General features: G+C 61.6%; 1 protein-coding gene. It reads left to right on the top strand.

Annotation, left to right across the window (positions count from 1 at the left end; genetic code table 11):
* Window positions 1-245, top strand: a 245-nt coding sequence (locus tag AC0IW9_RS31655) for a class II glutamine amidotransferase (RefSeq protein WP_471652244.1), incomplete at both ends; no start/stop codon positions are given.

The raw sequence follows: 245 nt of genomic DNA, 5'->3' as shown, positions 1-245 counted from the left end.
AACGTACCGACCGACATCGTGTTCAGTTTTACCGGCCTGATGCAGCGCGGCGGCGGCACCGGCCCGCACCGCGACGGCTGGGGCATCGCCTTCTATGAAGGACGCGGCTTGCGCCTGTTTCAGGACCCACAAGCCAGCGTCGATTCGGAAGTGGCCAAGCTGGTGCAGCGCTACCCAATCAAAAGCGAAACCGTGATTGGCCATATCCGCCAGGCCAACGTAGGCAGGGTTTGTCTGGCCAATAC

It is taken from the genome of Belnapia sp. AC561 (assembly GCF_979252845.1).
This window is presented reverse-complemented; position numbering and strand designations above follow the sequence as displayed.